21 protein-coding genes and 1 pseudogene are annotated in these 25,158 nt (G+C 57.5%); 7 read left to right on the forward strand and 15 right to left on the reverse strand.

Translation table 11 applies throughout. The annotated features are described in order from the left end of the window. Positions 1 to 5: 5 nt before the first annotated feature. The gene (nrdD, locus tag DW56_RS02740; RefSeq protein ID WP_024551468.1) at positions 6 to 2,141 is read right to left on the reverse strand and encodes an anaerobic ribonucleoside-triphosphate reductase; all 2,136 of its coding nucleotides are present in this window, start codon (positions 2,139 to 2,141) and stop codon (positions 6 to 8) included. A gap of 292 nt (positions 2,142 to 2,433) precedes the next feature. Beyond that, complete coding sequence (locus DW56_RS02745; RefSeq protein WP_024551469.1) at positions 2,434 to 3,315, reverse strand: LysR family transcriptional regulator; 882 nt, start codon at positions 3,313 to 3,315, stop codon at positions 2,434 to 2,436. Positions 3,316 to 3,417: 102 nt separating this feature from the next. On the opposite strand from DW56_RS02745, the gene DW56_RS02750 reads away from it, so the two are divergent. Further along, positions 3,418 to 3,948 carry an NAD(P)H-dependent oxidoreductase gene (locus DW56_RS02750; RefSeq protein ID WP_024551470.1) on the forward strand — a complete coding sequence of 177 codons (531 nt, stop codon included), beginning with the start codon at positions 3,418 to 3,420 and terminating at the stop codon, positions 3,946 to 3,948. A 24-nt stretch (positions 3,949 to 3,972) separates the two neighbouring features. Here DW56_RS02750 and treC read toward each other — a convergent pair whose 3' ends face one another. The 3 genes from treC to treR form a co-directional block, all read right to left on the reverse strand. Next, positions 3,973 to 5,631, reverse strand: coding sequence for an alpha,alpha-phosphotrehalase (gene treC / locus DW56_RS02755; RefSeq protein ID WP_024551471.1), 1,659 nt, complete (start codon positions 5,629 to 5,631; stop codon positions 3,973 to 3,975). 57 nt (positions 5,632 to 5,688) lie between these two features. Continuing rightward, the gene (gene treB / locus DW56_RS02760) at positions 5,689 to 7,107 is read right to left on the reverse strand and encodes a PTS trehalose transporter subunit IIBC (RefSeq protein WP_024551472.1); all 1,419 of its coding nucleotides are present in this window, start codon (positions 7,105 to 7,107) and stop codon (positions 5,689 to 5,691) included. Positions 7,108 to 7,238: 131 nt separating this feature from the next. Next, on the reverse strand, positions 7,239 to 8,186 hold the full coding sequence (gene treR, locus DW56_RS02765; protein ID WP_024551473.1) for a trehalose operon repressor TreR: 948 nt from the start codon (positions 8,184 to 8,186) through the stop codon (positions 7,239 to 7,241). Between the two features lie 400 nt (positions 8,187 to 8,586). On the opposite strand from treR, the gene mgtA reads away from it, so the two are divergent. Further along, positions 8,587 to 11,298, forward strand: coding sequence for a magnesium-translocating P-type ATPase (gene mgtA / locus DW56_RS02770; protein WP_029697280.1), 2,712 nt, complete (start codon positions 8,587 to 8,589; stop codon positions 11,296 to 11,298). A gap of 60 nt (positions 11,299 to 11,358) precedes the next feature. Here the strand turns inward: mgtA and ridA are convergent, their stop codons facing one another. From ridA to pyrB, 3 genes are all read right to left on the reverse strand, one after another. After that, positions 11,359 to 11,745 carry a 2-iminobutanoate/2-iminopropanoate deaminase gene (ridA, locus tag DW56_RS02775; RefSeq protein WP_024551474.1) on the reverse strand — a complete coding sequence of 129 codons (387 nt, stop codon included), beginning with the start codon at positions 11,743 to 11,745 and terminating at the stop codon, positions 11,359 to 11,361. 69 nt (positions 11,746 to 11,814) lie between these two features. Then, positions 11,815 to 12,276, reverse strand: a complete 462-nt coding sequence (pyrI, locus tag DW56_RS02780; protein WP_024551475.1) for an aspartate carbamoyltransferase regulatory subunit — start codon at positions 12,274 to 12,276, stop codon at positions 11,815 to 11,817. Positions 12,277 to 12,289: 13 nt separating this feature from the next. Then, positions 12,290 to 13,225, reverse strand: a complete 936-nt coding sequence (pyrB, locus tag DW56_RS02785; protein ID WP_024551476.1) for an aspartate carbamoyltransferase — start codon at positions 13,223 to 13,225, stop codon at positions 12,290 to 12,292. Positions 13,226 to 13,640: 415 nt separating this feature from the next. On the opposite strand from pyrB, the gene DW56_RS02790 reads away from it, so the two are divergent. Beyond that, the gene (locus tag DW56_RS02790) at positions 13,641 to 14,093 is read left to right on the forward strand and encodes a YhcH/YjgK/YiaL family protein (RefSeq protein WP_024551477.1); all 453 of its coding nucleotides are present in this window, start codon (positions 13,641 to 13,643) and stop codon (positions 14,091 to 14,093) included. 418 nt (positions 14,094 to 14,511) lie between these two features. On the opposite strand, the gene argF is transcribed toward DW56_RS02790, so the two are convergent. Then, positions 14,512 to 15,516 (reverse strand): ornithine carbamoyltransferase, encoded by a 1,005-nt coding sequence (gene argF / locus DW56_RS02795; protein WP_029697279.1) that lies wholly within the window; start codon positions 15,514 to 15,516, stop codon positions 14,512 to 14,514. 5 nt (positions 15,517 to 15,521) lie between these two features. Then, a pseudogene (gene argL, locus DW56_RS23100) lies at positions 15,522 to 15,581 on the reverse strand (putative translational regulatory protein ArgL); the annotation flags it as partial. Positions 15,582 to 15,680: 99 nt separating this feature from the next. Between argL and rraB the strand changes: the two are divergent. The 3 genes from rraB to DW56_RS02810 are packed head-to-tail and all read left to right on the forward strand — an operon-like array spanning position 15,681 to position 17,765. After that, positions 15,681 to 16,100, forward strand: coding sequence for a ribonuclease E inhibitor RraB (gene rraB, locus DW56_RS02800; RefSeq protein WP_024551479.1), 420 nt, complete (start codon positions 15,681 to 15,683; stop codon positions 16,098 to 16,100). Positions 16,101 to 16,147: 47 nt separating this feature from the next. Beyond that, positions 16,148 to 16,906: a tRNA isopentenyl-2-thiomethyl-A-37 hydroxylase MiaE gene (gene miaE, locus DW56_RS02805; RefSeq protein WP_024551480.1), complete on the forward strand. Its 759-nt coding sequence runs from the start codon at positions 16,148 to 16,150 to the stop codon at positions 16,904 to 16,906. A gap of 43 nt (positions 16,907 to 16,949) precedes the next feature. After that, positions 16,950 to 17,765, forward strand: a complete 816-nt coding sequence (locus tag DW56_RS02810; RefSeq protein ID WP_234409174.1) for a topoisomerase II — start codon at positions 16,950 to 16,952, stop codon at positions 17,763 to 17,765. 49 nt (positions 17,766 to 17,814) lie between these two features. Here DW56_RS02810 and DW56_RS02815 read toward each other — a convergent pair whose 3' ends face one another. Next, positions 17,815 to 18,321: a phenolic acid decarboxylase gene (locus tag DW56_RS02815; RefSeq protein ID WP_024551482.1), complete on the reverse strand. Its 507-nt coding sequence runs from the start codon at positions 18,319 to 18,321 to the stop codon at positions 17,815 to 17,817. Positions 18,322 to 18,419: 98 nt separating this feature from the next. On the opposite strand from DW56_RS02815, the gene DW56_RS02820 reads away from it, so the two are divergent. Then, positions 18,420 to 19,301 (forward strand): LysR family transcriptional regulator, encoded by an 882-nt coding sequence (locus tag DW56_RS02820; protein ID WP_024551483.1) that lies wholly within the window; start codon positions 18,420 to 18,422, stop codon positions 19,299 to 19,301. Positions 19,302 to 19,303: 2 nt separating this feature from the next. On the opposite strand, the gene DW56_RS02825 is transcribed toward DW56_RS02820, so the two are convergent. From DW56_RS02825 to pepA, 4 genes are all read right to left on the reverse strand, one after another. Then, the gene (locus tag DW56_RS02825) at positions 19,304 to 19,807 is read right to left on the reverse strand and encodes a GNAT family N-acetyltransferase (protein ID WP_024551484.1); all 504 of its coding nucleotides are present in this window, start codon (positions 19,805 to 19,807) and stop codon (positions 19,304 to 19,306) included. A gap of 135 nt (positions 19,808 to 19,942) precedes the next feature. Next, positions 19,943 to 22,798: a valine--tRNA ligase gene (locus tag DW56_RS02830; protein WP_024551485.1), complete on the reverse strand. Its 2,856-nt coding sequence runs from the start codon at positions 22,796 to 22,798 to the stop codon at positions 19,943 to 19,945. 5 nt (positions 22,799 to 22,803) lie between these two features. Then, positions 22,804 to 23,262: a DNA polymerase III subunit chi gene (holC, locus tag DW56_RS02835; RefSeq protein ID WP_024551486.1), complete on the reverse strand. Its 459-nt coding sequence runs from the start codon at positions 23,260 to 23,262 to the stop codon at positions 22,804 to 22,806. Positions 23,263 to 23,453: 191 nt separating this feature from the next. Next, entirely contained in the window at positions 23,454 to 24,965 is a 1,512-nt protein-coding gene (gene pepA, locus DW56_RS02840) for a leucyl aminopeptidase (protein WP_024551487.1), read from the reverse strand. Between the last annotated feature and the right edge of the window lie 193 nt (positions 24,966 to 25,158).

The following is a 25,158-nucleotide window of genomic DNA, read 5'->3' on the forward strand; positions in this document are numbered from 1 at the left end:
CTGGCTTACCCAAGCTGCCCGTTGCCCAGATGCTTCACGCGGCGTTTAACTTCTTCCTGTTTGCCGGCGTTAAACGGACGGGCGTCCGGGCTGCCGAGATAGCCGCACACGCGACGGGTAACAGAGACGCGCGCGGCGTCGTGGTTGCCGCATTTCGGGCAGGTAAACCCTTTGCTGGTGCACTCGAACTCACCGGTAAAACCGCACTCATAGCATTCGTCTATCGGCGTGTTAGTGCCGTAGTAAGGCACATGCTGATAGCTATAATCCCAGACATCTTCCAGCGCCCGCAGGTTATGCTGAATGTTCGGATACTCGCCGTAACAGATGAAGCCGCCGTTCGCGAGCGGCGGGGAGGGCGCTTCAAAGTCGATTTTGTCGTAAGGGTTAACCTTTTTCTCGACATCCAGATGGAAGCTGTTGGTGTAGTAGCCTTTGTCGGTGACGCCAGGCACCACGCCGAATTCGGCGGTATCGAGACGGCAGAAGCGGTCGCAAAGGTTCTCGCTTGGCGTGCTGTAAAGGCTGAAGCCGTAGCCGGTCTCTTCTTTCCACTGGTCCACCGCTTCGCGCAGCCGCGCCACAATGGCGATGGCCTTGGCGCGCAGCGCCTCGCTGTCATAGACATGCTGGTTGCCGCTGAGCGCGTTAATCGTTTCATGGATGCCGATATAGCCAAGGGAAATCGAGGCGCGGCCGTTTTTGAAAATTTCCGCCACCTCATCATCCGGTTTCAGGCGCACGCCGCAGGCCCCTTCCATATAGAGAATCGGCGCCACGCGCGCTTTTACGCCTTCAAGGCGGGCGATACGGGTCATCAGTGCTTTGCGCGCCAACGCTAAACGCTCATCCAGTAATTTCCAGAAGGCGGCTTCGTCGCCTTTCGCCTCCAGCGCGATGCGCGGCAGGTTAAGACTGATTACGCCCAGGTTGTTGCGTCCGTCGTGGATCTGCTCGCCATTCTCTTCGTAAACCCCGAGGAAGCTGCGGCAACCCATCGGCGTTTTAAAAGAGCCGGTCACTTTTACAACCTGGTCATAGTTAAGAATGTCCGGGTACATGCGTTTGCTGGCGCACTCCAGGGCCAGCTGCTTAATGTCGTAATTCGGGTCGCCAGCTTTATGGTTCAGGCCGTCGCGAATAGCGAAAACCAGTTTCGGGAAAACGGCGGTTTTACGGTTTTTTCCCAGGCCCGCAATGCGGTTGCGCAGAATGGAGGTCTGGATCAGGCGCGACTCCCAGCTGACGCCGAGGCCGAAGCCGAAGGTGACGAAAGGCGTCTGGCCGTTGGCGGTATGCAGCGTGTTAACTTCATATTCCAGCGACTGGAAGGCGTCGTAGCACTCTTTCTCCGTGCGGCTGCGGGCGTAGCCTTCCGCATCCGGGATCTGCCACGCTTGCGCCACTTCACGGTGCTTTTCAAAGCTTGCCGTGACGAAAGGCGCCAGCACCTCGTCGATGCGGTTGATAGTGGTGCCGCCGTAAATATGGCTTGCCACCTGAGCGATGATTTGCGCAGTGACGGCAGTGGCGGTAGAGATAGACTTCGGCGGTTCTATCTCGGCATTGCCCATTTTGAAACCCTGCGTCAACATGCCTTTTAAGTCGATCAGCATGCAGTTGAACATCGGGAAGAAGGGCGAGTAGTCGAGGTCGTGGTAATGGATTTCGCCACGCTCATGGGCCAGCACCACGTCGCGCGGCAGCAGGTGCTGACGGGCGTAATGTTTGGCGACGATGCCCGCCAGCAGGTCGCGCTGGGTCGGGATCACTTTACTGTCTTTGTTGGCGTTTTCATTGAGCAGCGAAGCGTTGGTTTGCTCCACCAGCCCCTGAATTTCGCGGTTCAGGCGGCCGCGCTTTTCGCGCTCTACGTCGCGGTCGTGGCGGTATTCAATATAGGCGCGCGCCAGTTGCTTGTGGTTGCCCGCCATCAGCTGGTTTTCAACGGCTGTCTGGATCTCATGGATATCGACCTGGCTGCGCCCCTGCATTTGCTGGCTGACCAGGGCGGCGACGGTGGCGCAATAATCGGCGTCATCGACTCCCGCTGCTTTTGCGGCACGAAGAATCGCTTCCTGAATGCGCGCTGAATCGAAAGGCACTTTGCACCCGTCTCTTTTCACTACATGCGGTGTCATGATCTCTCCATCTTAAACAGGTTATCCACAGAGGTGTGCAGGAGGTCAGCGCAGAGTTTTTGTTTCTTTTACCAGCGACTTCCCGCATTCCGGCCCGTTTATCCACAGCCTGAACGTTATTTCAGCGCAGCGTGAACTGTTGAAATAATAGACTAAAAATACAACATATTGGGCCGGGTGGGATTTTAAAGCCTATATATAGTGCTTTGCATCAAAGATTTTTGCGCTTTTATTGATGGAGGACAAAGCAATCGGGGCAGGGCGCAAAGGATGGGCGGTAAACATCCGGTATTCACTTTGTAAATGTTCTGAGTAAAAAATCGACAAATACCCGCGCGCGTGGCGCCAGCTGGTGGCTCGGGTACTTTACCCATAGCGGTTGCGGCTCAACCCATGCTTCGCGCAGCAAGGGCAGCAGCCTGCCCTCCGCTATGTGCGGCTCCAGATACCAGTCCGCGAGCGAAACAATGCCCATGCCCGCCAGCGCGGCATCGACTAACACATCCGGAAACGTACTAATAAGCCAGACATGTTGCTCCTCAAGCGTCAGCCCCTGGGCCAGCCAGCTTTGCAGGCGGCCATTGCCAGGGTTGCGGTGCGCCAGGCAGCGGTGATGCAGTAAATCCTCGGGCGAACGGGGCGTGCCGAACCGCGCAAGGTAAGCCGGCGAGGCGGCCAGCATCATGCGCATTGGGGCGATTTCCCGGGCGACTATCCGGGTGTCCTGTACGCTGCGCTGGCCAATGGCCACATCGATGCGCTCGCCAATCAAATTTACACGCCGCGGATCCATCGCCAGATCCAGACGCACTTTCGGGTAGCGCTGCTGAAAACCCGCCAGCGCAGGCATAAGGCGGTAGCGGCCGAACCCCGGGATAACGCTTATTCGCACCAGCCCTTCCGGCTCGTCGGCAGGTTTTTCAAGCGCCTGGTTGAGGGCGTGCCACAGCGGCGAAATCTGCTCGCGCAACGACACACCCTCTTCGGTCAACACGACATAGTGCGTGTTGCGCTGAAACAGCACCCGGCCCAGCCGCTGTTCGAGCAAACGCACGCTTTTGCTTACCGCGGCGGGGGTTATGCCCAGCAACCGCGCCGCTGCTGAAAAGCTCTCGCTCTGCGCCGCAGCCAAAAAAGCGGGAAGCAAGCGATGCACATCGGAAGGGAGCGCCATAGTTGATACCTTTAGTTGAAACAGAAATGCCAGAGGCCTGTCTACAGGTTACCCCTCCGGCCTGACAACATGAAGCCAACACCTTATAGCGAGGAGCGAAAAATGAAAAAAGTGTTGGTTCTGGCAGGCCATCGCACGCCGGATGAATCGCGTGTGAATCGTGCGGCTGTCGAGGCGTTCAAAACATTGCCGCAGGTCACGGTGCATGAGCTGATGCGCGAATACCCCGATTTTAAAATCGATGTCCGGCGCGAACAGGCGCTGCTACTGGCGCACGATGCCGTGGTTATGCTGTTTCCCTTCTGGTGGTACAGCTCGCCCGCTATTCTCAAAGAGTGGCAGGATAACGTGCTGGAGCATGGTTTCGCCTACGGTACCGGCGGCGACAGGCTGCACGGCAAACCCTTCCTGCTGATGGTTTCCACGGGCGGCGGCGAGCAGGCCTATTCGCCGCGGGGGTACAACCGTTATCCGATAGAAGAATTCTGGCTGCCGTTTAAAGCAATGGCGAACATGACCGGCATGGTCTGGCAGCCGCCCGCGCTTATCCAGGGCACGCACGTGCTGACGGATAGCGATCTTGATGCGGGCGTCAGCCGCTGGTTAAGCCATCTTCACGCCCTTTCTGTCTGAGAATGCCAAAGCCCGGCGCCAGGCTCAGGACTGAAGCCAGTAGACCGCCTCGAACGGCCGCAGCGTCCCTTCGCACGGCCTCGGCGCCGCGTCGGGATAGTTGCTCATCAGCACTTGCCAGTTGCCGCTGAACTCGCCCGGCATATACCACTGGTTCTCGCGGCTCAGGTTCGCCGCGACCACCAGCTGCTGGCCCTGCCGTTCACGACGGTAGCACCAGATAAACGGATGCTCCGCCAGCAGATCCTGATAGTTGCCCCAGGTGAACACGGCATGTTCTTTGCGCAGGCGTATCAGCTTCTGATAGGCGTAAAAGACCGAATCAGGATCCTCCAGCGCGGCTTTGGCGTTAATCGTGCGGTAGTTATCGCATAATCCTATCCACGGCGTGCCGGTGGTGAAGCCGCCATTGTCGCCGTCGTCCCATTGCATTGGCGTGCGGCTGTTGTCGCGGGATTTGCTGGCAAGGATAGCGAGCAGGTTTTCCGGCTGGTGCCCCTGGGCGCGCAGCTCGGCGAACATGTTGTGGCTCTCCACGTCGCGGTAATCAATGATGCGGGTAAAGTGCGGGTTGGTCATGCCCAGCTCTTCGCCCTGATAGATATAGGGCGTGCCCTGCATGCCGTGCAGCGCCATGGCTAACATTTTCGCCGACGGGACGCGCAGTTCGCCTTCATCGCCAAAGCGCGAGACGATGCGCGGCTGGTCGTGGTTGCACCAGAACAACGCGTTCCAGGCGACGTTGTGCATGCCCTGCTGCCAGTGGTTGAAGATAGCTTTCAGCGCCACGTAGTCAGGCGCCGCCAGCGTCCATTTTTGCCCGGCAGGGTAATCGACCTTCAGATGGTGGAAATTAAAGGTCATGGAAAGCTCTTTGCCATCGAGCGCCGCGTAGCGCTGGCAATTAGCGAGTGTCGTTGAGGACATTTCCCCCACCGTCATCAGCCCACGAGGGGCAAACACATCGCGGCTCAACTCCTGTAAATAATCATGGATGCGCGGCCCGTCGGTGTAAAAACGCCGCCCGTCGCCGCCGTTAACGTCGTCCGGAAAATCCTGGTCTTTGGAGATAAGGTTGATCACGTCGAGACGCAGCCCGTCCACGCCGCGGTCGGCCCAGAATTCGCAAACTTTTTTCAGCTCGGCGCGCACCTGCGGGTTTTCCCAGTTCAGGTCCGCCTGTTCCGGGGCGAACAGGTGCAGATAATATTGCCCGCTTTCGGCGTGCCAGCGCCAGGCGCTGCCGCCAAACTTCGAGCGCCAGTTATTCGGCGCCGCTTCCGGCGAGCCGTCGCGCCAGATATAGAAATCACGTCGCGGGTTCTCTTTATGCACCGCTTCATGAAACCAGGCGTGCTGGGTGGAGGTGTGATTAAACACCATGTCGAGAATAATGCGGATGCCGCGTTCATGCGCGCCCGCCACCAGCCGGTCAAAATCGTCCAGCGTGCCGTAAGCGGTATCGATGGCGGTGTAGTGGGCGACGTCGTAGCCGTTGTCCACCTGCGGCGAAATGTAAAACGGCGTGAGCCAGATGGCGTCCACGCCGAGCGTTTGCAGATAATCGAGACGCTGGATAACGCCCGGCAGGTCACCGGTGCCGTTGCCGCTGGTGTCCTGAAAACTCTTTGGGTAAATCTGATAAATAACGCCTTGTTGCCACCAGGGCGGGGTCATTTTCATCGCACTGTCCTGCTTTTGCTGAAAAGGCGCGGTTGCCCGCGCCTGTCATCACCGAAATTACACCACCAGCAGCGTGCCCTGGCGGAACTTACGCTTGTAGAGGAACGAGGTCAGGATCAAAGGAATAATTATCGCCACCCCCATCGCCAGCGCGAAAACCTGCCAGTAGCCGGGCTGAATAGAGAGGATCCCCGGCAGGCCGCCAACGCCGATGCCGTTCGCCATTACGCCGTTCAGGCCGCACAGCAGACCGGCAAGGCCGGAACCCACCATCGCGCAAAGCATCGGGAAGCGGTATTTCAGGTTAATGCCGTACATGGCAGGCTCGGTTACGCCAAGGAAAGCGGAGATAGCCGCTGGCACGGAGATCTCGCGCTCGTTGTGCTTGCGGCTGCTGATAATGATGCCTACAACGGCTGAAGCCTGAGCGATATTGGAAAGCGCAATCAGCGGCCATACCGGGGTGCCTCCCATGTTCTGGATCATCTGCATGTCGATGGCGAGCGTTGTCTGGTGCACGCCGGTGATAACCAGCGGCGCATAGAGGAAACCAAACAGCGCCGCGCCGATGGGCGCAAAGCTGCCGGTCATCAGGTAACGCACCGCAAATGCCACGCCGTCGCCAATCAAACGGCCGAATGGCCCGATAAAAGCGTGCGCCAGGAAGACCGCCAGGATCAGCGAGCAAACCGGCACCACCACCAGATAAAGATAGTCCGGTACCCACTTTTTGAGACGCGTTTCAATAAATCCGAGCGCAAGCCCCGCCAGCAGCGCGGGAATAACCTGCGCCTGATAACCCACTTTGGCTATCTGGAACAGGCCGAAATCCCATACCTCTGGCGTTTGCTGACCGAGCAGGTAAGCGTTCATCAGCTGCGGGGAAACCAGAGTTACGCCAAGCACGATGCCAAGGATCGGCGTGCCGCCCATCTTGCGCACCGCAGACCAGCAGATGCCGACCGGCAGATAGAAAAAAATCGCCTCGCCAATCAGCCATAAAAAGTCGTAAATCGATTTCAGTGCCGGGAACATTTGCGCCAGCGTCTGGCCGTTGCTCATGGGCAGGTCGCCGATGACGTTGCGAAAACCGAGGATCAGGCCGCCGCTAATCAGCGCGGGCAGCAGTGGAAAGAAGATTTCCGCGAAGTGGGAGATAAGGCGCTCATGCCACTTCATGTTCTGGCGCGCCGCAAGCTTTGCCTGCTCTTTATTGGCGCTGCTGTGGCCGCTGGTGGCGATAAGCGCCTGGTAGTAATCGCCCACTTCAGTGCCTATCACCACCTGAAACTGGCCGGCGTTAGTAAAGCAGCCTTTGACCATTGGCAGCGTCTCAATGGCTTTCGGATCCGCCTTTGCGGGGTTATTAAGTACAAAGCGCAGCCGGGTAATGCAGTGACTGACCGTCGCAATGTTTTCGCGGCCACCCACCAGTACTATCAGTCTGTCGATATCCTGTTGGTTTATTTTTCGCATAATGACGCCCCATAACGGAGAAAAAAGTAGGCTGAGGGTAAGACGGGCCAAGCTTATCCGTTTCCCTTAAACGGGAAAAAGGGAACGTTCCCGAAACAGGGCGACGATCACAATATATCCGCAGGCGGGAATTAACTCAGGGCGGCGGGAATGACTATCTGGCGTAGCGCTGCGTGTTGGGTCACCTGGGCGATAAGCTGCAACGCCGCTTGTTTGCCCGCCTGCGCGTAGCCGGGATCGACCGTGATGATCTCCGGGTGGAGAAACTTCAGCAGCGGGGTGTTACCGACGCTTGCCAGCTGCAAAGGGCTATGGGGGTGCTGTTGCAGATATTTGCTCGCGCCGATGGCGAGCGTGTCGGTGGCGCAAAGCAGAGCGGTGGTCTGTGCGTGCAGCACTGTCGAGACATGCTCATACCCTTGCTTCATCGCAAGCCCTGGCAGCACGGCATGAGGCGTGAGCTTATGCTGACGACAAAAAGCAAGATACGCTTCGTGGCGGCGCAGACCGGTCGTGATGTCGCTTTCCGGCACGCCAAGATAGCTAATGTGCCGGTGTCCCTGTTCGTAAAGGCGCTGCATCAGAATGCGGATAGCGCCCTCATCGTCATAACAGACCGAGGTGAAGCCTTCGGCATCCCGCGCCATCAGCACCAGGGTTTCGCGCCAGGGGTTAAGCATCGCCTCGTCGATGCCGGTAAAGCCGAAAAGGATCACGCCGTCGATATTGCGGCGGCTCAGCACGTCCAGGTGTTCCTGCACCAGCTTCGTTGAAAACTGGCTTTCCATCATGATGGGGTCATAGCCCTGTTCGTAAAGACAGGGGAGCATGGTCTGCACCGCGAGGTTTTCGGAAAGCGAATCCAGACGGGTAACGATTATCGCCACCACTTTGTCGCTCTGTCCGCGCATGGCCCGCGCCGAACGGGAAGGCGAAAACCCTTGTTGACGCATTACCGCTTCCACCCGCTCGCGTGTGCGTTCGCTGACGCCGCTTTCGTTGTTAAGCACGCGTGATACGGTCGACTTTCCCACGCCGCTTAAGCGCGCTATGTCTTTAATGGTCAGGCGGTTTTGCATCAGTCCATTCCCCTGGCTTATTTAAGGTTTTTATATTCAACAGCTTAGGTTATCGCTTTTACTGCAAGGCGCAATGGGTATTGTCTGGTTTAGGTTTGATTTAGTTTATTAAGGTTACTATAGGCCCACCTTTAACAAGGTTTAAGGTGAAAGCGTACCCGCTACCTTCGCCTGTCGCGTTCCGTTTTTCAACCACTTACCGGAGGCTGCATGGACCCCGATCCGACCCCTCTCCCTGAACGGGAGAAATTAACCCGGTAAGCCAGCCTGTTGTCGTTGTCTTGCCGGTCTTTCAGGACAGCGACGTGAATTCGTCCCTGTAAAAGAAAATGTCCTGCGGACAGGCTTGCCCCTGCCCGCAGAAAGCAACGCGCCGTAACCTGGCGCGGAGGGACCGCTTATGCACATTAAACACCGTACCTGGCGCTGGCTTTTCGCTCTCAGCCGCCATATTCCCCGCCGTTTTACAGAACGCGATCCGCTGCCGGACCGTCAGCGTCTGAACGGCGCGGCTATTCCGCCTTCGCTGAGCGAGACCTGTCTTAAAGCGGCGCGCGCCACGCAAGCGCAGCTGTGGCAGATGTTTAATAGCCATCCTGAAGGGCTAAACGCCCGGGAAGTGGTACAGGCGCGAGAAAAATATGGCGTAAACCAGATCCCCGGCGAACAGCCCTCGCCCTGGTGGGTTGACCTGTGGCGTTGCTACCGCAACCCCTTCAACCTGCTGCTGACGCTGCTTGGCGTTATCTCTTACGCCACGGAGGATCTGTTCGCCGCCGGGGTGATCGCCCTGATGGTCGGCATTTCCACGCTGCTGAACTTTATTCAGGAGAGCCGTTCCGGCAAGGCGGCGGACGCGCTGAAAGCGATGGTCAGCAACACGGCCACCGTGCTGCGCGTTATCAATAAAAAAGGGGCGCATGACTGGGTAGAGATCCCGGTCGATCAACTGGTGCCCGGCGACATTGTGAAGCTCTCGGCGGGCGATATGATCCCGGCCGATCTGCGCGTGTTGCAGGCACGGGATCTTTTCGTCGCCCAGGCCTCGCTGACCGGGGAGTCGCTGCCGGTCGAAAAAACGGCGCACAGCCGCCAGCCTGAGCAAAATAATCCGCTTGAGTGCGACACGCTCTGCTTTATGGGCACCAACGTGGTAAGCGGTACGGCGCAGGCGATGGTTATTGCAACGGGCGGCAACACCTGGTTTGGGCAGCTTGCAGGACGCGTGTCGGAACAGCCGGAAGAGCCGAACGCTTTCCAGCAGGGAATAAGCCGCGTGAGCCTGTTGCTTATCCGCTTTATGCTGGTAATGGCGCCAGTGGTATTGCTGATAAACGGCTTTACCAAAGGCGACTGGTGGGAAGCGGCGCTGTTCGCCCTCTCGGTGGCGGTGGGTCTGACCCCCGAAATGCTGCCGATGATTGTCACCTCTACGCTTGCGCGCGGGGCGGTGAAGCTCTCTAAACAGAAAGTGATCGTTAAGCATTTAGACGCCATTCAGAACTTCGGCGCCATGGATGTGCTTTGCACTGACAAAACCGGCACGCTGACCCAGGACCGCATTGTGCTGGAGACGCACACCGACATTACTGGCGAAGTGAGCGATCGCGTGTTGCAGGCGGCGTGGCTTAACAGCCACTACCAGACCGGCCTTAAAAACCTGCTTGATACCGCCGTGCTGGAAGGGGTTGAGGCGGAACAGGCGCAGCAGGCGGCGGCGCGCTGGCAAAAGGTGGACGAGATCCCCTTTGATTTCGAACGCCGTCGCATGTCGGTTGTGGTTCAGGAAATACCGGATTCGCACCTGCTTATCTGCAAGGGCGCTTTGCAGGAGGTGCTGGCGGTTTGCACTCACGCTCGCCTTGGGGAGAGCGTGACGCTGCTCAACGACGCCAGGCTGGGGCAAATAAAAGCGGTAACGGATACGCTCAACCGCCAGGGCTTGCGCGTGGTGGCGGTTGCGACCCGTCAACTTGCGGCGCGGGAAGGCGACTACAGCCGCGTGGATGAGTCAGACCTTATTCTCGAAGGCTACATCGCCTTTCTCGATCCGCCTAAAGAGACCACGGCGCCGGCGCTGAAAGCGCTGAAAGCGCATGGCGTGACGGTGAAAATCCTCACCGGCGACAGCGAGCTGGTGGCGGCGAAAGTCTGCCGTGAAGTAGGGATGGAGCCGGGCGACGTACTCACCGGCAGCGATATTGAGCAGCTGGAAGATGACGCGCTGGTCGGGCGCCTTCATAACACGACGCTTTTCGCTCGCTTAACGCCGCTGCATAAAGAACGCATTGTACGGTTGCTGAAAAGCGAAGGACACGTGGTGGGCTTTATGGGCGACGGGATTAACGACGCCCCGGCGCTGCGCGCGGCGGATATCGGCATCTCTGTTGACGGCGCGGTAGATATCGCCCGCGAGGCGGCAGATATCATCCTGCTGGAAAAAAGCCTGATGGTGCTGGAGGAGGGCGTCATCGAAGGGCGCCGTACCTTCGCCAACATGCTGAAATACATCAAAATGACCGCCAGCTCTAACTTCGGCAACGTCTTTAGCGTGCTGGTAGCCAGCGCTTTTCTGCCGTTTTTGCCCATGCTGCCGCTGCACTTGCTTATCCAGAACCTGCTTTATGATATCAGCCAGGTTGCTATCCCGTTTGATAACGTGGATGACGAGCAAATTAAAACGCCGCAGCGCTGGCAGGCGACTGAGCTGGGACGTTTTATGCTCTGCTTCGGGCCGATAAGCTCGTTATTCGACATTATTACTTTTTGCGTGATGTGGTGGGTATTTAAGGCCAACGTGCCGCAAGCGCAGACGCTGTTCCAGTCTGGCTGGTTCGTGGTAGGGCTGCTGTCGCAAACGTTGATCGTGCATATGATCCGCACCCGTCGCGTGCCATTCCTGCAAAGCCGTGCGGCATGGCCGTTGCTGGTAATGACGCTGGTGGTGATGACGCTCGGCATCGCGCTGCCGTTCTCGCCGCTTGCGGCATACCTGAGCCTTGAGCCGCTGCCGCTGGCCTACTTCCCGTGGCTTGTGGTGATCCTCGCCGGGTATATGGCGCTAACGCAGTGGGTGAAGAATGTTTACAGCCGTCGCTATGGCTGGCAGTAGCAGATGAGCGAACAGAGAAAAGGCCACCGAAGTGGCCTTTTTTATGCACGATTGCCGCGATTAACGACGCACGGCGATCGCTTCGATCTCAATCTTCACATCTTTTGGCAGTCGAGCCACTTCGACGCAGGAGCGTGCCGGGAAGGTCGCCTGATGTTCGGTGAAAAATGCCTCATAGGCAGCGTTAACGGTAGCGAAGTCGTTCAGATCTTTCACAAATACGGTGGTCTTGACGATATCGCCGACTTTCAGGCCCGCCGCTTCGACGATAGCCTTTACGTTTTCCAGCGACTGACGCGCCTGGGCTGCCACATCGTCCGGTACGCTGCCGGTTTTGGGATCGACCGGGATCTGGCCGGAGGTGATGATCATGTTGCCCAGATCAACGCCCTGAACATACGGGCCGATAGCTGCGGGTGCATTTTCCGTCGCGAGTGTGCGGGACATAATTTCTCCTGAGTTAAGCGGTTAGGCTCCCGCCATTATAGGGAGCCAGTTTCTCATTGCCAGCGTGAATTAATCCGCCAGCACCACGTGGTGGGCAAACTCTTTCTCGCAGTATTTGCACTTCAGCAGGATCTCATCATTACGCTGCTTTACGGCGAAACCGGAATCCACCGGCTCGCTGCGGCTGATGCAGTTGCTGTTCGGGCAGACCAGCACTTTATCGATGCGCGAAGGCAGGTGCGGACGGCTTTTTCCAACCACTTCATACTCGTCAATGCGGTTAACCGTCGCCTTCGGCGCATAGAGCGCCAGCTGGTTTACCTGCTCATCGGTCAGGAAGGTGTTTTCGATTTTAATCAAATCTTTGCGGCCCAGTTCGCCGGAAGGCAGATTCAGGCCGATGGTGATGCGCTGGTCGGTTTCGGTGAGCTTAAACAGCGTCAGCAGCTTAAAGCCCACCTGCGCGGGGATATGGTCAATCACCGTGCCGCGCTTAATCGCTTCTACCTGTAATTTATTATCGTGTGTCATTTAAGTTTCCTCCTTACAGAGCCAAATCGCGATTCAGAACCAGCGCCAGCAGCGCCTGGCGGGCGAAGATACCGTTGCCGGCCTGCTGGAAATACCAGGCGTGCGGCGTTTTATCGACGTCCGTCGTGATCTCATCCACGCGCGGCAGGGGGTGCAGCACTTTCATATTGGCGCGGGCGCCGTCAAGATCCGCCGCCCGCAGAATAAACTGCGCCTTCACGTTGGCGTATTCAGACGGATCCAGACGCTCTTTTTGCACGCGGGTCATGTAGAGAATGTCCACGTCGGCCACGACCTCATCTATCGCCTCGTGGCGGCTCCATGCAATGCCTTTTTCATCCAGCATGTCGAGAATGTATTGCGGCATCGCCAGCGCGTCCGGGGCGATAAAGTAAAAGCGGTTGCCATTGAACTTCGCCAGCGCCTGGGCGAGCGAATGGACGGTGCGGCCATATTTCAGGTCGCCGACCATGGCGATATTCAGGTTCTCCAGCCGCCCCTGAGTCTCCTGAATAGTAAAGAGGTCGAGCAGCGTTTGCGTCGGGTGCTGGTTTGCGCCGTCGCCTGCATTCAGCACCGGCACGCCGCTGGAAAATTCAGTGGCGAGGCGCGCCGCGCCTTCCTGCGGATGGCGCATGACAATCGCGTCCACATAGGTGCTGATAACCGAAATGGTGTCCGCCAGCGTTTCGCCTTTTTTGCCAAGCGAGGTGTTGCTGCTGTCGGAAAAGCCCACCACCGAAGCGCCAAGGCGGTGCATGGACGTTTCAAACGACAGACGGGTGCGGGTGGACGCTTCGAAAAAGCAACTGGCGATCACTTTATGCTTCAGCAGCTCCGGCTGCGGGTTGGCCTTCAGCTTCGCCGCCGTTTCCAGCACCAGTTCAAGCTCCTCCCGGCTGAGATCGTTAATGGAAATGATGTGTTTCTTGTAGAGCGAATTAGCCATTTCTGTCTCCTCTTCAGGCCGGCGGTCAAACGCAGGACAAAAAAAAGCCCCTCAAATGAGGGGCTTTCATAGAAATTGAATAGCGGAAAGAAAAACGGCGTGGTCGCCGCCAGCGTTGTGGCGACGCGGTAAGCGAGTGTGTCGAACAGACCTGACCATGCTTCCTCCCGGCAAATTGCCCGGCATTATACGCGCGCAGGCCAGCTTCGCAAGGGGATGAATGCACAATTTGACGTCGGTAATCGGTTTCGTGGCATAAAAAATCATTTTATTTGAATTTTTATTTATCTGGCGAATGAGCGAAAACGGGAATGTTGTTCTGACGCAGGTTTCTGGCAGAAAGCAGTAGCCGCTCAGGCTATTTCCTCGTATAAAACATAAAAATGAAACGGTGTTTTATATAAAGGAGAGTCTGATGATTATCGGCAATATTCACCATTTACAACCCTGGTTGCCAGCCGAACTACGCGACGCGATTGAGCATGTGAAGCAGCACGTGACGGCGGAAACGCCGACCGGCAAGCATGACATCGACGGCAACCGTCTGTTTTATCTTGTATCCAACGATACGACGCAGCCGATTGCCGAGCGCCGAGCCGAGTATCATGCGCGCTATCTGGATATCCAGATGGTGTTGAAAGGCGTGGAAGGCATGACCTTTAGCTGCCTGCCTGTGGGCGCGCCGGAAACCGACTGGCTGGCGGATAAAGACATCGCCTTCCTGCCGGAAGGGGCGCAGGAAAAAACCGTGGTGCTGGAGGAGGGCGATTTTGTGGTCTTCTACCCGGGTGAAGTGCACAAGCCGCTGTGCGCCGTAGGGCAGGCCGCGCCGGTGCGTAAAGTGGTGGTGAAGCTGCTGGTGGAGTAAGCCTTTTCTGGCAGGGTAACTTTACTTTCCTGCACATGCGCAACCAGTGATATATTCCGTTCACTATAGAGCTGCGCCCCTGTGAAATCTCTTATCCTGTGAACGTGCAAAGGGGGCTCGCCGCCGCCCCCTTTGCAATCCCGGCTCCCGGCGGAAAATCGCCCGCTGAAGCGGGAAACCTCATCTTTTCCCTGCTGGCTTAGGGTCGGGCATGACGGCACGTCCGTGTGCCGACATGCCCTCGCACCGGGTCCAACCGGTGCGACCCTGCCATCGTGAAAAAGCTGAGGCGATTTTTAGCCGGAGCAGGCTCTCTACTTTAGCGCTGGCGCCTTTTAAAAAGGAAAAAGCCTGGGCCGCTTTTTCCCTCTCCCCTTAAAAAAGAGCGCTGGGGTGATCGACAATCGCCAGTCGTCAGTTATTGCGCGAGTGTCGCCACCATCACCGCTTTGATTGTGTGCATGCGGTTTTCCGCCTGGTCGAAGACTACGCTGTTGGCGGACTCGAACACTTCATCGGTTACTTCCATGCCGCCGTGCAGGCCATACTGTTCCGCCATCTGTTTGCCAAGCGTCGTCTGGTCGTCGTGAAACGCCGGCAGGCAGTGCAGAAACTTCACCTGCGGATTGCCGGTAAGCGCCATCATTTCGCGGTTCACCTGATAGGGCCGCAGCAGCGCGATGCGCTCCGCCCACTTCTCTTTTGGCTCGCCCATAGAGACCCAGACGTCGGTATAAATAAAATCAGCGCCTTTAACCCCTTCGGCTACGTTTTCGGTTAGCGTGATCTTCCCGCCGGTCTGCGCCGCCAGCGCCTGGCACTCCGCCACCAGGCTCGCTTCGGGCCAGCAGGCTTTCGGCGCGACAAGGCGTAAATCCAGACCCGTCAACGCTGCCGCTTCAAGCATCGAGTTGCCCATGTTGTTGCGCGCGTCGCCCGCATAGACCAGCGTCATGTCGCTAAGCGCTTTGCCCGGCAAATGCTCCTGCATGGTAAGCAAATCTGCCAGCAGCTGAGTGGGATGAAACTCATTGGTCAGCCCATTCCACACCGGCACGCCCGCATACTGCGCCAGCGTTTCGACGATTTCCTGACCGTGGCCGCGATACTGAATGCCGTCATACAGACGGCCCAGCACCCGCGCGGTATCTTTTATTGATTCTTTATGCCCAATCTGACTGCCGCTCGGGCCAAGATAAGTGACCCGGGCGCCCTGGTCGTAAGCGGCAACTTCGAAAGAGCATCGCGTGCGGGTTGAGTCTTTTTCGAAGATGAGCGCAATATTTTTACCGGTCAGCTTTTGCACTTCACGCCCTTGTTTCTTATCGCTTTTCAGCTTCGCAGCAAGGGCGAGTAAATCGGTGATGTTAGCAGGCGTGAAATCCAGCAGTTTCAGAAAATGTTTTTGATAAAAGGTCGACATCATGTCCTCACATGGCGAACGCCACTTATTGAATTAAAATTCAATCTATATGTATGAATATTCATTTGCAACCCTGCATCGCAAAACTTTGCGGTGAAAGGTGGAGGCATTGGCGGCGGTATGTGAAAATAAAGGATATTCGGCGACACACAGAGGAACGAGCCATGGCAAACCCGGAATTACTGGAAGAGCAGCGTGAAGAGACGCGCCTGATCATTGAAGAACTGCTGGAAGACGGCAGCGATCCCGACGCGCTTTACACTATCGAACATCACTTCTCCGCGGATGATTTCGAAACGCTGGAAAAAGTCGCCGTAGAGGCGTTTAAGCTGGGTTACGAAGTCACCGATCCAGAAGAGCTGGAAGTGGAAGAGGGCGAAACCGTCATCTGTTGCGATGTGCTGAGCGAATGCGCGCTCAACGCCGAGCTTATCGACGCGCAAGTTGAGCAATTACTTAATCTCGCCGAAAAATATGAAGTGGACTACGACGGCTGGGGCACTTACTACGAAGATCCCAACGGCGAAGGCGAAGAGGACGACGAAGACTACGTGGACGAAGATGACGACGGCATCCGCCACTAAGTCGTTCAGGGCGGCAGCTTCAGGCTGCCGCATCGCAAGGATCCTGCATGAATTACGAAGAACCGCTCGCTCCCGTTCGGGAGTTTTTACATTGCGCCACGCCCGCCGCCTGGATTGAAAAAGCGCGCGCGCCGGAAAACCTTCCCCTGCTGCTCACCGATCACCTCGTTTGCGAACTGAAAGCGGCGCAAACCGCCATGTTGCTCATCCGCAAATATGTGGCGGATAAAAACGGGTCTGACGAACTGTTAGGCTGGCTGAAGCCTTATGAAGAGTTCACCTTCCGGGAAGGGCCGGAGCCCGATTTTATCGCCCTGCATAAGCGTATCGGCAAAAGCGTCATGCCTGAAACCGATGACCCGTGGGGGCAGGCGCTTATCAACAGCATGGTGCTGCTGATTAAAGAAGAGCTGCATCATTTCTGGCAGGTGCGCGAGGCGATGCTGGCGCGCAACATTCCTTATGTGAAGATCACCGCCAGCCGCTACGCTAAGGGCATGTTGCGGGAAGTGCGCACGCACGAACCTCTGACGCTGGTGGATAAACTTATCTGCGGCGCCTATATCGAGGCGCGTTCCTGCGAGCGTTTCGCCGCGCTGGCTCCTTATCTGGATGATGATTTACGCAAGTTCTACCTGTCGCTGCTGCGCTCGGAAGCGCGCCACTATCAGGATTATCTGGCGCTGGCCCGCCAGATCGCGCCGAAAGAGGTGGATGCCCGCGTGCGCTTTTTCGGCGAAGTGGAAGCATCGCTTATTACATCGCCAGACGACGAGTTTCGTTTTCACAGCGGCGTGCCGGTATAGCGGAGCGCGCTATGCTTAACGCATCAGTCACTATTCAGGAGCCATGATGGCCTTTATCCCTCTTATTGCCGTAGTGGGCGCAATGATTATTGTCGCCGCTTACCTGCTGACGCGTAAGCGTTCTAAAGCGATGCGCGCTGGCGCGCTGGTGGCCGCCTTCGCTATTGTGGTCGCGCTTAGCGCCTGGCTGCGTTATGCCCAGCAGCCCGTCGTGACGCAAACGGCAAGCGACAGCGCTTTCGACGCCAGCATGAGCCGTATTCCGCTCTGGCGCGCCATTCTCGACCATGACCCGGCCACGGCGCAGCAACTGCGCGATCAGGTAACGGCGATGGAGCGACAAGGGCGCAGCGAACAGGAAAAAATCGATGCTATTCAGCAGCAGATTTTGCTTATTTCCATGCAGCGTCTGCAACAGACCTCTGATGCTGAAGCGGTGGCTTATATGCGCTCGAACATGGAGATGACCGCCGCGCTGCAAAAACATGGCGATGATATCTGCTTTCGCTACCTCTTTCCGGCGGTAAAAGGGGGTGTGAACCCGGTGCGCTACCTTACGCAGGAGCAAATCGACAGCCGCATGGCGGCGGATGCCGACATGTATAACGCTTCCTTTGGCGCAAACAAACACAGCGTGACGGAAGCGGAGCGCGAACAGGCGCATCGCGATCTCCAGCCTATTTTGCAACGTATGAACGCGCGCTATGGCGCGGACCTGGACCTGATGGCGCACCCGGAAAAGGCGCAAGGGAAAGAAGGACAGCTATGCTATATGGTGCAGGGGTTATGGCAGGAAGTGTTTAATCTGCCGATGGCGAGCGCGGCAGGCGTGATTCGCTACTCAGTCAGCAGCCGTTAAAAAAAACGCCACACGCGGCGCGGGCGGCGTGTGGCATGGCTGTTGATGATTAACGCAGATTATTCGGGAAATCGGCGGGCAGCTCGCTCGCCGCACAGTTAATCACGCTGTCATCATCCGGGCCGCAGTCGCGCACGAAAGTGATCGTCGCGAACTCGTCAATCACTTCGGTCGGATAAGCCGGGCCCGCTTCACGATACGATTCCATTTCAGCGATGTGCTCATTCTGGAAGCAAACGGTTTTTTCCGGGTTATTCATCACCCAGCGCGGGAAGAAAATGGTGCCGTGGAACAGGCGGTCGCCAAGGTTCACAATCAGGCTGACGTCTGTACCGGTCGGCTCGGTCCAGGAAATTTTATAGATGCTTTCCCCTACGCGAACAATATAAGCGCGCTGGTCTTTCACCCAACGGTTGCCCACCAGCCCGCTGTGAATGCGGTAGTCCAGCGTGGTCTCGTTTTTCACATAAATTTCATAATTCCAGCCGTTGTCGTAGGTATAGACAAGGTGTTTACCCACGAAACCACTCAAATCTTGTTTATCGAACTGGCTCATAATGACCTCCTTTGTTTTGATGAGGTTATTCTATTGCTTCATTTTTTGAATGAATAACGCTAAATTTGAATTAAACCCATTCAAAAAATAGAACGGTTATGCATAAAACGACGCTTGAGCAGTGGAGCCTCTTAGAAAGCGTAGTGGAGCTTGGCAGCTTCGCTCGCACGGCGGACGCGATGTACCGTAGCCAGTCGTCGGTCAGCTACAACCTGGCGCAATTACAGGAGCGGCTCGGCGTTACGTTATTAACACTCGAGGGCCGACGGGCAGTGCTGACGCCGGCGGGCCGACTGTTGCTTGATCAAGCAAAGCCGTTGCTGGCCGCTTTTCATGCGCTTGAGAGCCGGGCGGCGGATCTGCACAACGGCGCGCGCGGCAGCATCGATCTGATCGTGGATACGGTTTTCCCGCGCCAGCGGCTGTTCGCCATACTGCGAGAGTTTCAGCAACGCCATCCGGCAACCCAGGTGCGGCTGACGGAGGTGCTGGAAAGCGACCCGGAAGCGATTGCCGCCAGTAAAGATGCCGATGTGCTGGTGTTGACGCGGCGGGAGGAGAGCGTCGGGCGGGGCGAATGGCTAATGAATGTCGACTTTGTCGCGGTCGCCCATCACGAGCATCCGCTGCACCAGTTAGCGTCAGCGGAAGTGGATGAGGCGCTGTCGCGCTATCCGCAGATCCGTATCGCCGGGCGCGAGCGCGAGCAGGCAGCGCGGGAGTCGCGCACCTCAGAGCAGTGGACCTTTTCCACGGCCGACGCAGCGATAGAAGCGGTGATGTACCAGGTGGGCTACGGCTGGCTGCCGCAAGAGCGCATTCAGGCGCAGCTTGCGGCAGGGACGCTAAAAGCGTTGCCGTTGGCCCACGGCGCCAGACGCGCCACGCCGCTGCATCTTATCGTTAAAGAGGCGCTGTCGCCGCCCGATGAGCAGGTGGCGACATTACTGGCGCTGTTTAAGGCGAACAGGGAAGCGTGACGTCAGAGGCTTTTCAGCATGCGTACTTCGCAATCCACATGGCCGGTGCAGCCGAGCGGCTCGTCAATATGCTCAAACCCAAGGCGTTCATAAAGCGCGATAGCCTGGGTCAGCGAGGCGGTGGTTTCCAGGTAGCAGCGGCGAAAGCCCTGCTCGCGGGCGAACGCCATCGCCTGCAAGGCCAGCTTTTTGGCAAGCCCCTGGCCGCGCGCCTGCGGCAGAAAATACATCTTCTGAAGTTCGCAGATATCCGGCTCGCTGCACTGTAAAGGCGCTATGCCGCCGCCGCCCACCACGTCGCCTTCATGCTCAACCACCCAGTAAGCATGGCCAGGCTGGCTGTAGACTTCATAAAGCGTATCCAGATTCGGGTCGGCGACCGTATAGCCTTTGTCTGCGGTTAAACCATATTCAGCGGAAACGGCGCGGATAACGCGGGCGATAGCAGGGTTATCCCTTGCGGTCAGCGGGCGCATAGTTAACTGAAGGGGAGTTACAACACTCATAGATAGATGACTTATTTACTTTGAACACATAGGCGCAGTAAATAGCACTACGTTTCTCAGGGCGCAAGCGAGGATCTTTCAGGCAGGGTATTGAGGTCAACAAAAAGGCCGGTTGCCCGGCCTTTTTTGGTTTGCTTACAGCGCGCTAATCACGCCTTGCTGTTCCACCAGTTTGGCTTTCGCCTCGTGGTAGCCCTGCAATTTTTCACGCTCTTTAGCGATAACCGCTTCCGGCGCGCGGGCGACAAAGCCCTCGTTGCCGAGCTTGCTTTCGATGCGGCTGATTTCATTTTCGATCTTCGCCACTTCTTTCGCCAGGCGCTCCAGCTCCGCCGCCTTGTCGATAAGCCCCGCCATCGGGATCAGCAGCTCCGCGCCGTCGATAATTTTGGTCACGGAAACCGGACCTTTATCATCGGCAGGCAGGACGGTGATGCTCTCCAGACGCGCCAGCGTTTTCAGGAAGTTCAGGTTGTCGTTAACGCGACGCGCAGCATCAGCGCTGCAACCGCGCAGCAACAGCTCCAGCGGTTTACCCGGCGCGATATTCATCTCAGCGCGAATGTTACGCACGGCGATGATCGCCTGCTTCAGCCACTCGGTATCCGCCGCCGCCGCTTCATCTACCCGCGCGGCGTCATAGGCCGGGAAAGGTTGCAGCATGATGGTGTCGGCGGTAATGCCTTTCAGCACTTTCACGCGCTGCCAGATGGTTTCCGTGATGAACGGGATTATCGGGTGCGCAAGACGCAGCAGGCCTTCCAGCACGTTTACCAGCGTGTTGCGGGTACCGCGCAGCTCGGCGTCGGAGCCGCCGTTCATCACCGGCTTGGTCAGCTCCAGATACCAGTCGCAGAACTGGTTCCAGGTGAACTCGTACAGAATGTTGGCGGCGATATCAAAGCGATAGTTATCCAGCGCGTCGCGATAGGCTTTCACCGTGCGGTTAAATTCCGCGAGGATCCAGCGGTCCGCCAGCGAGAAGGTCATTTCGCCGCCGTTGAAGCCGCAATCCTGCTCTTCGGTGTTCATCAGCACGAAGCGGCTGGCGTTCCACAGCTTGTTACAGAAGTTGCGGTAGCCTTCAAGGCGCTTCATGTCCCAGTTGATGTCGCGGCCGGTAGAGGCCAGCGCCGCGAGCGTGAAGCGCAGGGCGTCGGTGCCGTGCGGCTCAATGCCGTTCGGGAACTGCTTCTCGGTGCGCTTGCGGATCTTCTCTGCCAGCTGCGGCTGCATCATGTTGCCGGTGCGTTTTTCCAGCAGCTCTTCAAGGGAAATGCCGTCTACCATATCCAGCGGGTCGATAACGTTGCCCTTGGACTTGGACATTTTCTGCCCTTCGTCGTCGCGGATAAGACCGGTCATGTAGACGGTCTTAAACGGCACCTGCGGCTTGCCGTTTTCATCTTTGATGAAGTGCATGGTCATCATGATCATGCGGGCAATCCAGAAGAAGATAATGTCGAAGCCAGAGACCATGACGCTGGTCGGGTGGAACTGGCGCAGGGCGTCGGTGTTTTCCGGCCAGCCGAGGGTGGAGAACGTCCAGAGCGCGGAGGAGAACCAGGTATCCAGCACATCTTCGTCCTGGCGCAGCGCCACGTCGGCGCCGAGGTTGTTCTCAAGGCGTACTTCGTCTTCGTTGCGACCAACATAGACGTTGCCTTCGTTGTCGTACCACGCCGGAATGCGGTGGCCCCACCACAGCTGGCGAGAGATACACCAGTCCTGGATATCGCGCATCCAGGAGAAGTACATGTTCTCGTACTGCTTCGGCACAAACTGAATGTCGCCGTTTTCAACGGCTTCAACGGCCGGTTTCGCCAGCACGTCGGTGCGCACGTACCACTGGTCGGTCAGCATCGGTTCGATAACCACGCCGCCGCGGTCGCCGTAAGGCACCGTCAGGTCGTGCGGCTTAATCTCTTCCAGCAGGCCGAGTTCGTCAATGGCGGCGACAATCGCTTTGCGCGCGGCAAAACGCTCCAGCTTCTGGAACTGCGCCGGGATCTCGCTTGAGTAAACGTCGGACTCGTTGCCTTTGGTGTCGTACACTTCCGCGCTTTCACGGATATCGCCGTCAAACGTCAGGATGTTGATCATCGGCAGGGCGTGACGACGGCCCACTTCGTAGTCGTTGAAATCGTGCGCCGGGGTGATCTTCACGCAGCCGGTGCCTTTTTCCATGTCGGCGTGTTCGTCGCCCACCACAGGAATGCGGCGGTTCACCAGCGGCAGAACCACATACTTGCCGATTAAGTCTTTATAACGAGGATCTTCCGGGTTAACGGCAACGCCGGTATCGCCCAGCAGGGTTTCCGGACGCGTGGTGGCCACCACCAGGTAATCTTTACCGTCAGCGGTTTTCGCACCGTCCGCCAGCGGGTAGCGGATATGCCACATTGAGCCTTTAGACTCGCGGTTTTCCACTTCCAGGTCGGAAATAGCGGTGCGCAGTTTCGGGTCCCAGTTAACGAGACGCTTGCCGCGGTAAATCAGGTCTTCTTTATAAAGACGCACGAACACTTCTTTAACGGCGTTGGAAAGGCCTTCGTCCATGGTGAAGCGCTCGCGCTCCCAGTCCACGGAGTTGCCCAGACGACGCATCTGGCGAGTAATGGTGCCGCCGGATTCCGCTTTCCACTGCCAGATTTTATCGATAAACGCGTCGCGGCCGTAATCGTGGCGGGTTTTCCCCTCTTCGGCAGCGATTTTGCGCTCCACCACCATCTGGGTGGCGATGCCTGCGTGGTCGGTGCCTGCCTGCCACAGGGTGTTTTTACCCTGCATGCGCTGATAGCGGATCATGGTGTCCATGATCGTCTGCTGGAAGGCGTGACCCATATGCAAACTGCCGGTGACGTTCGGCGGCGGGATCATAATGCAGAAGCTTTCCTGGCTTTCGTCGCCATTGGGTTTGAAGTAGCCCTGCTCTTCCCAGTGCTCGTAAAGCGGCTGTTCGATATCTTGGGGGTTATATGTCTTTTCCATTTCTGCTATGTCGTTCCGGGCGCCGTGAAGGTGGCCGTAGTCAAGTGGAAACCAGCCACGCGATAGGCTTTATAGCGTTCGCGCGCCAGTTGTTTCTGGGATTCTTCGATCGGTACGAAGTCTATCACTTCAGTGAAAGCGGTGGCAAAATCTGCGAATGCCGGGCGCAGGCTGATTAAAATGTCGCGCGGCGCGCTGCTGCGCTTTTGCGGCCAGGCAATCTCTACCGGCGCGCCGCCGCGCGGCCCTTCGCCCGCCAGGTTATGCGGCACGAAGCTTTCCGGCGGCCGCGTCCACAGCGCTTCGTCGAGGCGAATAGCCTGCTGCTCATCTTCGCAGGCAATCAATACGCGCTTGCCGTTGCGCCAACGTTCTGCGGCAATGTCGCACACCAGCCGTTCAACGGCGCCAAGGCCATCGACGGTGTCGTCGTTGTCCAGAAGGTAAAAGGTCGCATTTTTCATATCTATACCCGTCGTCTCTCGAGTTGCCTCTTTGTTGGCTGCCTTTACGCACCCCAGTCACATAGTAAACTATGCTCCCGGGGATGTGTTCAGTTGCCGCCGCGATGCAACTCGAAATCCATAGGGTATAGAATTCTTATTGCTCATGCCTGTAGGCCGGGTAGGGCGTAACCGCCGCCCGGCATTTACTATCACTCTTCGCCGTTCATCCCGGCGCGGTTGAGCAGGAACTGCGACAGCATCGCCACCGGACGACCGGTCGCCCCTTTCGCTTTGCCGGAGCGCCAGGCGGTGCCGGCGATATCCAGGTGCGCCCAGTTATACTTGCGGGTAAAGCGCGACAGGAAGCAGCCCGCGGTGATCGCGCCGCCAGGACGGCCGCCGATGTTCGCCATATCCGCGAAGTTCGACTCCAGCTGTTCCTGGAACTCGTCCGCCATCGGCAGACGCCATGCGCGGTCGCCCGCCTGTTCGGAGGCGCCAATCAGCTCATGGGCCAGCGGATTATGGTTCGACATCAGCCCGGTGATGTGGTGCCCCAGCGCAATCACGCAGGCGCCGGTCAGCGTCGCCACGTCGATCACCGCTTCCGGATCGAAGCGCTCTACGTAGGTGAGCACGTCGCACAGCACCAGACGGCCTTCGGCATCGGTGTTCAGCACTTCCACCGTCTGGCCGGACATGGTGGTCAGCACGTCGCCCGGGCGATAAGCGCGCCCGCCAGGCATGTTTTCACAGCCCGCCAGCACGCCGATGACGTTCAGCGGCAGTTGCAGCTCCGCCACCATGCGCATCACGCCGTAAACCGCCGCCGCGCCGCACATGTCATATTTCATCTCGTCCATGCCTTCGGCAGGCTTGATGGAAATACCGCCGGAGTCGAAGGTCAGCCCTTTGCCCACCAGCACAATCGGCCGGGCGTCCGGCTCGCTGCTGCCTTTATATTCCATCACCGACATCAGCGATTCATTCTGCGAGCCTGCACCTACCGCCAGGTAGGAGTGCATGCCCAGATCTTTCATCTGCTGCTCGCCAATCACGCGGGTGACCACGTTCTTGCTGTAAGCGTCCGCCAGCTGGCGCGCCTGGGAGGCGAGGTAGGCGGCGTTGCAAATGTTCGGCGGCATATTGCCGAGATCTTTCGCCGCCTTGATGCCGGCGGCAATGGCGAGGCCGTGCTGAATAGCGCGCTCGCCGCTGGTCAGCTCGCGGCGGGTCGGGACGTTGAACACCATTTTACGCAGCGGGCGGCGCGGCTCGCTTTTGTTGGTTTTGAGCTGGTCGAAGCTGTAAAGGGTCTCTTTCGCCGTCTCCACCGCCTGGCGTACTTTCCAGTAGGTGTTGCGCCCTTTGACGTGCAGTTCGGTCAGGAAGCAGACCGCTTCCATTGAGCCGGTATCATTGAGCGTATTAATGGTTTTTTGAATGACCTGCTTATACTGGCGCTCATCCAGCTCGCGCTCTTTGCCGCAGCCAATCAGCAAAATGCGCTCAGACAGCACGTTGGGAACGTGATGAAGCAATAAGGTTTGACCCGCTTTTCCTTCGAGTTCGCCGCGACGAAGCAGGGCGCTGATATAGCCGTCGCTGATCTTATCGAGTTGTTCGGCTATCGGAGAAAGGCGGCGCGGTTCAAACACGCCCACAACGATGCAGGCGCTCCGCTGCTTTTCCGGGCTTCCGCTTTTTACACTGAACTCCATGCACTACGCTCCTGAATCTTAAAGACAACGGCAGCGGCTGCGGATAGAATTGAACGCTTTCGTAACGCTTGCTCCGCTGTTGCGATGACTTCGTGTTAATCTTAACGAGTATTGTTATGGTTCGGCGCGTCGCTAACCCTCTGAGTACAGGTCCGCTGAGTAATAGCTTAGCGACGCTTTCGAAGACTCAAGA

It is taken from the genome of Franconibacter helveticus LMG 23732, assembly GCF_000463115.2.
Lineage (GTDB): Bacteria > Pseudomonadota > Gammaproteobacteria > Enterobacterales > Enterobacteriaceae > Franconibacter > Franconibacter helveticus.

Coding starts and splice junctions, on each gene's coding strand:
- mgtA (WP_029697280.1), top strand. CDS start 8,587: ATGCACATTAAACACCGTACCTGGCGCTGGCTTTTCGCTCTCAGCCGC.
- DW56_RS02825 (WP_024551484.1), bottom strand. CDS start 19,807: ATGAGTGTTGTAACTCCCCTTCAGTTAACTATGCGCCCGCTGACCGCA.
- DW56_RS02815 (WP_024551482.1), bottom strand. CDS start 18,321: ATGAGCCAGTTCGATAAACAAGATTTGAGTGGTTTCGTGGGTAAACAC.
- DW56_RS02745 (WP_024551469.1), bottom strand. CDS start 3,315: ATGGCGCTCCCTTCCGATGTGCATCGCTTGCTTCCCGCTTTTTTGGCT.
- argF (WP_029697279.1), bottom strand. CDS start 15,516: ATGTCGACCTTTTATCAAAAACATTTTCTGAAACTGCTGGATTTCACG.
- DW56_RS02810 (WP_234409174.1), top strand. CDS start 16,950: ATGATGGCCTTTATCCCTCTTATTGCCGTAGTGGGCGCAATGATTATT.
- DW56_RS02830 (WP_024551485.1), bottom strand. CDS start 22,798: ATGGAAAAGACATATAACCCCCAAGATATCGAACAGCCGCTTTACGAG.
- rraB (WP_024551479.1), top strand. CDS start 15,681: ATGGCAAACCCGGAATTACTGGAAGAGCAGCGTGAAGAGACGCGCCTG.
- DW56_RS02790 (WP_024551477.1), top strand. CDS start 13,641: ATGATTATCGGCAATATTCACCATTTACAACCCTGGTTGCCAGCCGAA.
- ridA (WP_024551474.1), bottom strand. CDS start 11,745: ATGTCCCGCACACTCGCGACGGAAAATGCACCCGCAGCTATCGGCCCG.
- pepA (WP_024551487.1), bottom strand. CDS start 24,965: ATGGAGTTCAGTGTAAAAAGCGGAAGCCCGGAAAAGCAGCGGAGCGCC.
- pyrB (WP_024551476.1), bottom strand. CDS start 13,225: ATGGCTAATTCGCTCTACAAGAAACACATCATTTCCATTAACGATCTC.
- DW56_RS02750 (WP_024551470.1), top strand. CDS start 3,418: ATGAAAAAAGTGTTGGTTCTGGCAGGCCATCGCACGCCGGATGAATCG.
- holC (WP_024551486.1), bottom strand. CDS start 23,262: ATGAAAAATGCGACCTTTTACCTTCTGGACAACGACGACACCGTCGAT.
- nrdD (WP_024551468.1), bottom strand. CDS start 2,141: ATGACACCGCATGTAGTGAAAAGAGACGGGTGCAAAGTGCCTTTCGAT.
- miaE (WP_024551480.1), top strand. CDS start 16,148: ATGAATTACGAAGAACCGCTCGCTCCCGTTCGGGAGTTTTTACATTGC.
- DW56_RS02820 (WP_024551483.1), top strand. CDS start 18,420: ATGCATAAAACGACGCTTGAGCAGTGGAGCCTCTTAGAAAGCGTAGTG.
- treB (WP_024551472.1), bottom strand. CDS start 7,107: ATGCGAAAAATAAACCAACAGGATATCGACAGACTGATAGTACTGGTG.
- treC (WP_024551471.1), bottom strand. CDS start 5,631: ATGAAAATGACCCCGCCCTGGTGGCAACAAGGCGTTATTTATCAGATT.
- pyrI (WP_024551475.1), bottom strand. CDS start 12,276: ATGACACACGATAATAAATTACAGGTAGAAGCGATTAAGCGCGGCACG.
- treR (WP_024551473.1), bottom strand. CDS start 8,186: ATGCAAAACCGCCTGACCATTAAAGACATAGCGCGCTTAAGCGGCGTG.